This window comes from Asticcacaulis sp. W401b (assembly GCF_046503825.1).
Taxonomy (GTDB): Bacteria; Pseudomonadota; Alphaproteobacteria; order Caulobacterales; family Caulobacteraceae; genus Asticcacaulis.
In genome coordinates this window covers 72011-82984 of record NZ_JBKFEE010000012.1, presented here as the reverse complement: position 1 = coordinate 82984, position 10974 = coordinate 72011, and the positions used below count along the sequence as shown (strand labels likewise).

The following is a 10974-nucleotide window of genomic DNA, read 5'->3' as shown; positions in this document are numbered from 1 at the left end:
CCCATTCACGCTGACGCCGGACAACTCAGCCCACGCCGTTATTTATCATGCAAAAAGAACTCCCGACCGTATATTTCGCGCAAATCATTTTCTACGATAGAAATATCCACCTCACTGTTCAGCGAATAAATAATTTCTTTATTCAAATTTCCGCTAAAAACATCACGAATGTGATCAATATTTATAGACAATCCGTAATAATTTTCGGCCCATTTTTGATAAAAGTCAGCTCCTCCAACCAAAAATGATAACAAATTATAACTTTCCAAACTTGGATTGACGCTCCACTGCTCCGCTAAGGCCTCCCTCCAAAACAAGAAACTTGTCTCCTCCGTTTTGAACGCAGGCTCGAGTTTGAAACCCTCGAATACCCTTGGGACTTTGTCCCATTCAATCGCGAAAGGCATGGCATCTATTCCACTATAAACTTTTCCAATTGCCCCTTTAGAGCTGAATGAAATGAAATATTCGTGGCCTTGCCCAGTTCTCATGGATGCCATTTTCTCATTTTCTTCAGAATTCCATAGAGAGTTGAACGAAAAATAACGATACTCCCACTCAGGCATTAATATACAATCGACTACCGCCAAGCATTGGCATAAATCCATAACAATTGGTATGGAAGGTAATAAGTTTATATTTGTTATCGAGTACATATAACAAGCTCCTAGCTGCAACTCTTTGCGCGATTTTCAGCTCGGCTACAAATGGCAATATTTGAACTTTCATTCGTCCCACCTTTAGCTTTCGCTATCTTGTGATCAAATTGCCATTCGTTTGGATCGGGGGTCACACCACGTTGACTTTTTTTAGGCTTGGTTAGGACTTTACCAGAATAGTCGGATTTCACAACTCCTCCATTAGCTTTCATGTTCAACTCCAAAGCAGCTTTTCGTTGAGCCAATGTAAAATCTCCGCCAACAGTAACCTTTGCTGGATTTGGAATTGAACTGTAATCAGGCGCACTAATCCCTTTACTTTTAATATTAGGCGCATCTTTTGCTAGGGCCCCCAGCAATAGAGCCCCCCCCATAGCGTTGAGCGTGTCGGTTTGCGTTCGCAAACCGACTGACTCCGGCACCCAGATGACTTCCCCGCTGCCACCTAAGGAATCACTTCCACCCACCATCAACGGAACGGTGCGGCCTGTTGGAGTGCGATCGAAAAGATCTTTTACATATTGAACAGCCTTACCAATACAGCCCTCGCCGCCTTCCCATAGAAGGCTACAGGTACCCGTTGGGTCCGTATTGTTAATTGGATCACCACCTGTGTAAGCGTAAAGGGGTCGTGTCCCACCGGGTGGTGTAATTGGGTAAGAGCGAAGCGCCAGGCTCGCGGCCCCATTCAAGGGCCAGGCGAGCCTGAAGCGTAGCGGGTTGGCCATCAGTGATTTTCGGATATGGTTTGGGTTCCTACACTCATTCCAGAGACGAAAGAACCACCGATGACCAATGAGATGATGGCCCTGAAAGGGCTTGTTGAAAAGACCTCCGACAGCGATTTGTTGCGGGAGATGATAGGTTTTGCCGCCGAGCGCCTGATGGCAATGGAGGTCGGCGCTGTGACCGGCGCGGCTTACCACGAGAAGAGCGGCGAACGGATGGTCCAGCGCAACGGCTATCGCGATCGGGATTGGGAAACGCGCGCCGGCACGGTCGAACTGCGCATTCCGAAACTTCGCAAAGGCAGTTATTTCCCGAGCTTTCTGGAGCCACGGCGCATGGCCGAGAAGGCACTGACAGCCGTCATTCAGGAAGCTTATGTTCAGGGCATCTCGACGCGGTCTATCGACGACCTGGTCAAGGCCATGGGCATGAGCGGCATCTCGAAAAGCCAGGTCAGCCGCCTTTGTGAGGAAATCGATGAGCGCGTGAAGGCGTTTCTCGACCGTCCGATCGAGGGGGAATGGCCTTACATCTGGATTGATGGTAAGCGTCCGGGGACCACATTTTGTTGAGGGCTCGGTGTGAGCGAAACTTCCGTCAGAAGTTATTCATTTGTGACGGAACATTCGGCATGGGTCGGTATGAGGTTATCAGCGGGGTTGAGCGCTATCGGCGCCGGTCTCGCGAAGAGAAAGCGTTGATTTTGCGAGAGGCGTCAGTGCCGGGAGCGATAGTCTCGCATGTGGCGCGTCGCCACGATGTGCGTCCCCAGCAGATCTATCAGTGGCGTCGTCAGCTGCAGGCGGCAGAGGGGCCGATCTTTGTGCCCGTGTCTGTTAGCGCGTCGTTACCTGGGGCTGAAGGTCCTGGTTCTGGATTTGCGGTGATCGTTGAGATCTTGGTGCGCGGCGGTCGCAGCCTGAAGGTGCCGGCGGATCTGGATCGAGGGCTTTTGTCGTCACTGATCGCATGCGTGGAAGCGTCATGATCGGGCCGTCGGGGAATGTGAAGGTCTACCTGGCGTGTGGAGTGACGGATATGCGCCGCGGGATCGACGGTTTGGCGACGTTGGCGCGCGAAGTGATTAAACAGGATCCGGGATCGGGCGCGATCTTTGGCTTCCGGGGAAAGCGGGCTGACCGGATTAAATTGCTGTGGTGGGATACCCAGGGCTTTTGCCTTTATTACAAGGTCCTGGAGCGCGGATATTTTCCCTGGCCGACGGCGAAGGACGGGGTTGCGCATCTGACGGCGGGCCAGTTGGCGATGCTCGTTGAGGCCATAGACTGGCGTCGTCCGGCATGGACATCGGCGCCTTTGCGAAGCGGCTGAAACGCTTATTTTGTAAGGGAAACAGGCGGGAAATCATTAGCGTTTTGATCGCAAATCGGCTAGTGTTGCGGGCATGGAAATCATGTCTGCCAACGCCTCTGATGAGCTTGCCGCCCTGCGCGCGCTCGTGGCTGAGCAGGCCCTGCAACTGGACAAAAATCGCGCTGCGCTCGAAGCCGAGGTTGCCAAACGAGACGCCATCATTACCCTGCTTCGCGGGCAGTTAGAACTGCTGCGGCATCGCACTCACGGGGCGTCGTCGGAAAAGGTCGAGCGTAAAATCGAGCAATACGAGCTGATGCTCGAGGAGATCGAGGCGACGCGGGCCGAGGCCGAAGCACGTTCGGGCAAGGACGATCTTCCGGAGGCGGAAGAGGACAAGAAGACGCCGAAGCGCAAGCCGTTGCCTGGCAATCTTCCGCGTGAAGACAAGGTCTATGAGGCGCCGTGCAACTGTCCGACCTGTGGCAGCGCTTCGTTCCTGAAGGCGGCGGATAAGGTCGTCGATGTCATGGAGCATGTTCCGGCCTCGGTGAAGGTCGTGCGTCACATCGAAAAGCGCCTGATCTGCAAGGACTGCGACACCACGGTGGCGGGCGAGATGCCGAAGCTGCCGATTACCAAGGGCAAACCCGGGCCGAGCTTGCTGGCCCACATCATGGTCGCGAAGTTCGATGACCATATCCCGCTCTACCGCCTGTCAGAAATGTATGAGCGGATGGGCATTGATATATCCCGATCCGTCATGGCCGACTGGGTCGGGCGGGTATCGCTTCTGATCGCGCCGTTGGTGACGTTGGTCAAAGCCTATGTCGCCGGAACCGACCGGATCCACACTGACGACACCCCAGTGGATGTTCTGGACCCTGGGCGAGGAACGACAGCAACCGGGAGGCTCTGGGTCTACGTCTTCGATGGCAGCGGCTACAAGGATGGCCGGCCAAAGGCTGTTGCCTACTATTACAGTGCCGATCGCAAGGGTATCCACCCTGAGGCGCATCTGGCCGACTTCAGCGGCGTGATGCACGCCGACGGCTATGGCGGGTACAAGAAGCTATATGGCAACAAGATTACCGAGGCGGCGTGTATGGCGCACGTGCGGCGCAAGTTCCATGACGTCATCAAGCTCAAAGCCTCGCCTGTGGCCGAGGAAGCCCTGAGCCGTATCGGCGCGCTTTACGACATCGAGGCGCGCATCCATGGCATGACAGCCGAGGAACGTCGGGCGTTACGGCAGCAGCATGCCAGGCCGTTGCTGGATAGTCTCAAGGCCTGGATCGAGGCGATGCTGCCGACCGTCCCGCAGAAGCAGAAGCTGGCGGAGGCCATGCGCTATGCCTTATCGCGATGGGAGGCGTTGAGTGTCTACATCGACGATGGGCGTGTCGAGATCGATAATAATATAGCTGAGAGGGCCATCCGCCCGATTGGAATCGGAAAAAAGAACTGGCTCTTCGCCGGCTCCGACAAGGGGGGCGAGCGCATCGCCAATGTGCTGACGCTCATCGAGACGGCAAAAATGCACGGCCATAATCCCGAGACCTACTTCACCCACGTTCTGACGGTGATCAGGGATTATCCGGAAGACCGACTGCATGAACTGTTGCCTTGGGTAATGGCGCCGGCGAAACCAGCATCAGGGGCGGCCGCCTGATGGCGCGCGCGACTCGCGTCTTTACGACCAAAGCCGTCGCGGACCTCCTCGACGAGGACGTCGAACTCATTGAAGAGATCGCGTGCAATCCCGACAATATCGACTACGGCGAGATGCTCCATATCTGCGACGGCTCCGAACATGGTGCGACCGGCTTTACGGACCGAGGCATCCAGTGCATCGAAGAAATGCTTGAGGAGGCCCGAAACTGGGACAGCGGGCTACGCGGCTTCCTCGTGGCAAATTGCTCAGAGCCAGAGGCTATCGAGCGCATAATGGCCAAAGAGCAGGCGCGAATCGAAGCCCAAGGCCAAGGGAAGCCTTAAAATCAGTTTGCCGGACGCTCACGATTGATGCCACCTACCTGAAAGTTCGCCGTGGGGCTCGGACTGTCTCCGTCGCCGTCATCATCGCCGTGGGCGTCAATAGCGACGGGCGACGGGAGGTTCTTGGCATGGAGGTCGGCACGTCGGAAGCGGAACCGATCTGGGCAGAGTTCTTGCGCAACCTGACCCGTCGTGGTCTGCGCGGCGTCAAGCTGGTCGTCTCCGATGCACATATCGGGATCAAAGGCGCGGTATCGAAGGTTTTGAACGCCACCTGGCAGCGGTGCCGCGTCCACTTCATGCGCAATGTCTGCGCCCATGCAGGCAAGAGTGGCCGCCGGGTCGTCTCAGCCTTCATCGGTACCGCCTTCGCTCAGGAAACGCCTGAAGCCGCCAGCGCACAATGGCGAAGCGTCGCCGATCAGCTCAGGCCCAAAATGCCAAAGCTGGCAACGATCATGGACGAAGCTGAGCATGACGTCCTGGCCTACATGACCTTCCCAAAGGAGCACCGCATCAAGCTTCACAGCACAAACCCGATTGAGCGGCTCAATGGCGAAATCAAGCGCCGTTGCGATGTCGTAGGCATCTTCCCGAACGACGATGCCATTATCCGCCTCGTTGGGGCTATCCTGCTGGAGCAGAACGACGAGTGGACGGTTCAACGCGGCCGCTACATCACCCTTGAAACCATCGCACAACTCAGCGATGATCCAGTTCTCAGCATGCCAGCTGTGGCAAACTGACGAAAATCCGGACCTCTCCGGAAGCCACTGATGCCTCGCGCTCAGTTACACCACGTCCCGGGACACGATCCTGTCTCGACCCAATTGTTTGCTGGACTTGGCATATTGCCCCCCTTATTGCTGTTGTTTTCAGAGTTTTTCTAGGTTCGCTTCAAGGGCATGCTTGCTAAACGCACATGGCGATGCCTTGTAGAGTGTAGAATTGAGATCATTGTACAGGATCGCCATTTGCAGCCGCTTGGCAACATAGCCACCGTAGTCCAAATTGTATTTGCGGCTAAGCAGAACCGTCGATGAAAGCAAAAATGTGTTCGGTATATTTACAAAGTTGGTCGGATGTTCGGGATCAATACCCTGGCATTGCAGGACCGCCTGAAATTGGAAACCTGCGCATGAAATGACATCGGTGGGGTAGAATTGAAGGGCGCTAATTAGCTCTCTCAGTATAGGTTTAGAGCGATTATCTGAGAGAGCGTCGTAATATAGCGCGGAATATAGTAGAGCGAACTGGTATCTAACGTGAATTCGCAGATCCACAGAGTCCTTTACAAATGTGGATAGGCTTAGAAGACGCGCCACCTCTTCAGATGAGGGGCCTTTTCCAATGCCAAGCGCGCCTTCCAAAACATGAGGCCCGATTACTGCAATTGTTTCTCCGATTAGTATATCGCAACGATCCAACAAATCCTCTGGGTGTTCACTCGAACGAGAAACTTTCGGCTGTCGGCGCCGCTTCTGCGCAAAGCCCATATGCTCACAGGTCGCCTTTAAATCCCGGCGGATGTCGGTGAGCGACCGCGCACTGGTGTCATCATCATTGACGCCGCCCCTCTTAAGCAACCGTGACATAGAACGCGGAGGTATGGCGGTTACAAAAGATGAGAAAATGGAACAATTCCAATCGATTTCGGACGCAGGCTCAAACTTGAAAATCCTGGCATCGCTATTTGAAATCCGCAAATCGACAACGGGGGCTGCGGCTGGGCTCGCTGCAAATGCGGGCACCACGGATAATCCCAACAATAAAGCGACCAATTTGGTTCGAATAAACATCATCTATGGACTTCCGGAATGACAACTAGTCCCATATGGGGTTACGCGCACGCATTGCCTTCGTCAAACTGACGTTTAGTATCTGGCTTTTGGATCAGGTAGGTCAGTTTCCCCATATCAGCGGCATGGCCACACTCAGCGCAGATGACAGCGTTTTGCGGCATTCGTCAACTTTGAATTGCGACTGACTCAAAGATACTGCCGTTATACGATGGCATTTTGCTTTTGTTTCAAACGCACCTAAATAACTGATCGATCTCAGGATTAATGGGTAAGCGGGCTCGCGCTGTGATAACTCTATGATTTGAGACCGGAATTCACCAGCTCCGGCCCCAACTTACAACTTTTCAGCGCAAACCAGACTTTCCCTCTTGGCGTTGTTTTAGCTGCCCGGCAAAATTGGTAAGGAAGCCTCGATTTCACCCAGTTAAGTTGCGTCTGAAGAGCCACATCATCGCTCTCTGCCTGCTTCATTCAACGCCTTTGCTACAGGTGAAAGAATATAGCTAATAATGCGACGCTTGCCCGTCACCGATGACCAGCTCAAATTGCTGTTTGTCTGGGAACACATCTATTACTTGCGACCTGCGCTTCCCTGTCTTAATTTTTGAATTTGGCTCGTAAGTGCCCCCATATGGCTCAAGCTTGCCGGTGGGCGCGGAGGGCATAGCATAGGCGCGATCGCAGGGCAGCCAATGCGTCCAGTCTTCGAAGCCAACGCCCATCGCCTCACCCAGCAGCAAGGCTCGGAATCCGGTGCAATCGATGAACAGATCGCCATCGATAAAGCGGTCCTTGTCCAGTTGCAAACCGGATATGAAACCCCGGGCGTCTAGCTTGACGTCCGCGATCTTGCCTTCGATGCGCGTGACCCCCGCGTGCTCGGACATCGTCCTTAAGAAGCGGGCATAGAGTGAGGCGTCGAAATGGTAGGCGTAGGCAATCTCGGCCTGCGGTGAGTTTTACCCCGACGGTCGCATAAAGCGGTTGCTTTCTGCCGCCAGGGCTTGAAGGTTGGAATCCTCCAGGCGCTCGGCCCTCTCCTCGAGCGCGCGGCGAAGCCACACCGCGTGAAAAGGCAGGGCGCCAAAGTCGCGACCATAGGTGCCGAACGCATGAAAATTGCGATTGGTTTCGTGTCCCCAGCCGCCGAATTCGATCCCGAGCTTGTACGTGCCATGGGTCGCTTTGAGAAAGGCGGCCTCGTCGATCTCCAGCACCTGATTATAGATCTGGATATAGGGCGTGGTCGCCTCACCCACGCCGACGGTCGCGATCTCGTCACTTTCGACCAGGACGATCTCTTCCAAATCCCCTTTCAGGGTTTTCGACAGCCACGCCGCAGTCATCCAATCGGCGGTGCCACCGCCGGCAATCACGACTTTACGGATCGGTTTGCTCATGTGTACCTCACTCCGAGCGTCAGGGGCCGAAGGCCTAACGGGTCAGGATACCGAACGACTGAAACGCCACCTTCTCGCTTCCCGGAACCGGGGCTGGCAATTCAAGTCGAACGTAGCGCCCGCTAGCCGGCTTGTCGAAGAGGATGGTCTGGACTGCCCGGTTGTTGGCGATATTCGAGAATTCGCCGTCCTTGACCGACGTGCCCCATTTCGTCGGCTCTTCGCTTACCCAGATGCGGTAACCGGCAGGCGGGCCCTCATGCAGAAGGGGATTGGTGGTTCCGGGCGTCAAGGTGAAGCCCTTCAGCGTATAAGACGCCTGTAGGTCGAACATGACTTCGTAGGCCCCGGCCGAGGTCGCGGCGAACTTGGCATCGGAAAACAGGGTTTGCGTCGGCGCAATCACAGTCCACGCGACGGGCGAGATGTCGAAATCGACGCACGTGAGATCGCTCGTTACCCCGGACGGTAGGTGCGCGATCGCCTGCACCGTCCCCCCCTGAGGCAATGAAAGCGCCTGTTCGTAGACAGGGCTGTCCTTCGTGGGCGCTGCGCCATCGACCGTGTAGTGGATGCGCGCGCGCGGATCGTAGGCCTTGAGCGATACGTGGCCGGTCGGGTCCCGGATCACCGAAGGGGCTTCGAGGGCCGGAGGCCGCAGATAGAGCGCGAACTGCCCGACCACAGGGGAAGCATCCGCCTTCACAAAACGAATGCGTACCCGATCCGTCGTGACAGGTTCGGGCAAGGTCACCAGCCGCTTGTAAGCGATGCAGCGGTGTTCCGCGACCTGCCGCCATTGCCCCTTTTCCCGAACATCGACGGCGAAGGTGTCGACACGCACACCCAAGGAAATATCCTCGGCAAGGCGGATGACATCGAAAGTCCGGGCTTTCGGCAAGGCCACTTCGACCCATGCCCCCGTCTTATCAGCGGCCTTCGCAGCCCAGTACCCTTTTGTCGACAGCAGATTGGCGGCCGCGTGCTTCGCCGTGTTTTCGCTTGACGCCTTGACGCGCGCGCCCCTGGCGAGATCGACGGCATACAATTTGTCCCGAAGCGCTTTCCACTCAATTAGTTCGCGGATATCGGCATCGGGCACGCGGCCTCGGCGATCCGGGGCCATATTCAGAAGCAGGTTCGTGCCCCGTCCGACGGACTCGAAGTAGAGGCGCATTAGGTTCGCGGCCGTGCGCGGCTTTTCATCCGCATGCCAGAACCAGCCCGGACGAATGGAGACGTCCGTCTCCGCCGGATTCCAGAACTCTCCATTGCGCGTACCGCTATTGCCCTTGGCCTTGGTAAAGGGCGTGGCATCGACCGTCGGCCAGCAGGGATCGCCCGCATGCCCCTCTTCATTGCCGACCCAGCGGATGTCCATGTGCGCATCGGCGAACATGACCGCTTCCGGTTGATTTTTGCGGACGATCTCACGCACCTTGTCCCACTGATAATAGGTCTGACCGTCAATACGGCGACGCTCGCGCGCGCCGCCATAATAGCCATCGCCACCGTTGGCCCCGTCAAACCATACGGAGAAAAGACGGCCATACTGGGTCGTCAACTCCTGCAGCTGGTTGTGATAATATTGCACGTAGGCCTCAGTACCATACTGTGCATGATTACGATCCCACGGCGACAAATACAGGCCGAACTGCAGACTATGGCGCGCGCAGGCGTCAGAGATTTCACGAACAATATCGCCCTTGCCGCCTTTGTACGGGCTCGCCTTGATCGAATGCTCCGTATAGGCACTTGGCCATAGGCAGAAGCCGTCATGATGTTTAGCCGTGAGCATAATTGCCTTAAGGCCACCGGCTACAGCCGCGCTCGCGATCTGATCGGCACTGAAATCGCTGGGGTTGAACAGGTTCGGAGACTCGTCGCCATACCCCCACTCCCGATCGGTGAAGGTGTTTATGGTGAAATGCACAAAGCCGTAGGTTTCGAGTGTGTGCCAGCGCGCCTGCCGCGCGGACGGCGTTGCACCGAAAGGCGCAATAGTCTCCACGGCCGTGCCCGCGCGAGCTGAGAAGGTGGACAGGGTGGCCGCACCGGCTACCATCGCCGTACGTCTCGTCATCTTGATCATCTCGGTGTCCTTAAAAAGCGCCATGAAAGAAAATCTATCGGCTGATCTGTTCGATCGTTCCGTCTGCACGATGCACCAGAGGTGCAAAAGTGATGGAACGGCGATAGCCGCCCCCGCCGGGAAGCAGGTTGTCGTGGTAGAACATCCACCACTGGCCCTTATGCTTGATGATGGCCTGGTGGTTGGTGTTGATGGTGCGATAATCGAGGATCACACCCCGATATTCGAACGGGCCCATGGGTGATTTGGCCGTCGCGTAGACGATCTGGCCGGGCCAACCGGTCGAGAAGGTGAAGTAATAGAGGCCTCCATGCTTGTGCAGGAAAGGGGCTTCACCGTATTTCTTCTTCGGATCGTCCGAAGGCCAGCCCGTAACCACGACATCTTCAATCGGCCCTACGGTCGACACCATGTCCTTGCCAAGCCGCACAACCTTTGGGACGCGCGTGCCGAAATACATATAGGCCTGACCGTCGCCATCGACGAAGACGGCGGGATCAATAGGTTCGGCCCCGGCATTGTCATCACGGGCCTTATCCACCAGCGCATCGGTGCGACCGTCGCGGAACGGTCCCTGCGGCTTGTCGGCAACGGCAACACCGATCTTGTCGCCGCCGACCGGGGCATAATAGTAGTATTTACCGTTGCGATACGCCGCCTCCGGCGCCCAGGCCTTGGCGTCGGGACGCGCCCACTTAAAGACATCGACGCTCAGGAAGGCACCATCATCGCTCCAGGTCTTCATATCCTTTGACGTATAGAGACGCCACGAGGTCGAATCCCAATATTTACCCGAATTGGAACCATCATCGGTGGCGTAGAGATAAAACTTGCCGGCAAAATAGTGCGGAGACGGATCGCCATTGAAACGCTGCGCAATCGGTGTCGCAGGGGCAGGATTTTTTGCGGTGGACGGACTCGCCGTCGCCACAAGTAGGGAGCCTGCAAGGCTCATCCATATCTTCATTAAACTCACTCCT

10 protein-coding genes and 2 pseudogenes are annotated in these 10974 nt (G+C 56.0%); 6 read left to right on the top strand and 6 right to left on the bottom strand.

The window, feature by feature from the left end; genetic code table 11:
• Positions 1–38: 38 nt before the first annotated feature.
• Both ACK8OE_RS17220 and ACK8OE_RS17215 read right to left on the bottom strand, forming a co-directional pair.
• Positions 39–590, bottom strand: coding sequence for a hypothetical protein (locus tag ACK8OE_RS17220; RefSeq protein ID WP_410273588.1), 552 nt, complete (start codon positions 588–590; stop codon positions 39–41).
• A 77-nt stretch (positions 591–667) separates the two neighbouring features.
• Complete coding sequence (locus ACK8OE_RS17215) at positions 668–1387, bottom strand: hypothetical protein (RefSeq protein ID WP_410273587.1); 720 nt, start codon at positions 1385–1387, stop codon at positions 668–670.
• A gap of 60 nt (positions 1388–1447) precedes the next feature.
• On the opposite strand from ACK8OE_RS17215, the pseudogene ACK8OE_RS17210 reads away from it, so the two are divergent.
• The 6 genes and pseudogenes from ACK8OE_RS17210 to ACK8OE_RS17185 form a co-directional block, all read left to right on the top strand.
• Positions 1448–1930, top strand: a pseudogene (locus ACK8OE_RS17210) (transposase); the annotation flags it as partial.
• 89 nt (positions 1931–2019) lie between these two features.
• Positions 2020–2376, top strand: coding sequence for an IS66-like element accessory protein TnpA (gene tnpA, locus ACK8OE_RS17205; protein ID WP_410273586.1), 357 nt, complete (start codon positions 2020–2022; stop codon positions 2374–2376).
• The gene (gene tnpB, locus ACK8OE_RS17200; protein WP_410271897.1) at positions 2373–2720 is read left to right on the top strand and encodes an IS66 family insertion sequence element accessory protein TnpB; all 348 of its coding nucleotides are present in this window, start codon (positions 2373–2375) and stop codon (positions 2718–2720) included. Before tnpA ends, tnpB begins: the two co-directional genes overlap by 4 nt.
• Before the next feature lie 73 nt (positions 2721–2793).
• Entirely contained in the window at positions 2794–4374 is a 1581-nt protein-coding gene (gene tnpC / locus ACK8OE_RS17195; RefSeq protein WP_410273585.1) for an IS66 family transposase, read from the top strand.
• A complete protein-coding gene (locus tag ACK8OE_RS17190) occupies positions 4374–4700 on the top strand; it encodes a hypothetical protein (RefSeq protein ID WP_410273584.1) in 327 nt (108 codons plus the stop codon). The genes tnpC and ACK8OE_RS17190 overlap by 1 nt, the downstream gene beginning before the upstream one ends.
• On the top strand, positions 4619–5446 hold the full coding sequence (locus ACK8OE_RS17185; protein WP_410273583.1) for an IS256 family transposase: 828 nt from the start codon (positions 4619–4621) through the stop codon (positions 5444–5446). The genes ACK8OE_RS17190 and ACK8OE_RS17185 overlap by 82 nt, the downstream gene beginning before the upstream one ends.
• A 129-nt stretch (positions 5447–5575) precedes the next feature.
• On the opposite strand, the gene ACK8OE_RS17180 is transcribed toward ACK8OE_RS17185, so the two are convergent.
• The 4 genes and pseudogenes from ACK8OE_RS17180 to ACK8OE_RS17165 form a co-directional block, all read right to left on the bottom strand.
• The gene (locus tag ACK8OE_RS17180; RefSeq protein ID WP_410273582.1) at positions 5576–6502 is read right to left on the bottom strand and encodes a hypothetical protein; all 927 of its coding nucleotides are present in this window, start codon (positions 6500–6502) and stop codon (positions 5576–5578) included.
• Between the two features lie 503 nt (positions 6503–7005).
• Positions 7006–7902: pseudogene (locus ACK8OE_RS17175) on the bottom strand (tryptophan halogenase family protein).
• A 34-nt stretch (positions 7903–7936) separates the two neighbouring features.
• Positions 7937–9985 (bottom strand): alpha-L-fucosidase, encoded by a 2049-nt coding sequence (locus ACK8OE_RS17170; RefSeq protein WP_410273581.1) that lies wholly within the window; start codon positions 9983–9985, stop codon positions 7937–7939.
• A gap of 43 nt (positions 9986–10028) precedes the next feature.
• Positions 10029–10961: a family 43 glycosylhydrolase gene (locus ACK8OE_RS17165; RefSeq protein WP_410273580.1), complete on the bottom strand. Its 933-nt coding sequence runs from the start codon at positions 10959–10961 to the stop codon at positions 10029–10031.
• Between the last annotated feature and the right edge of the window lie 13 nt (positions 10962–10974).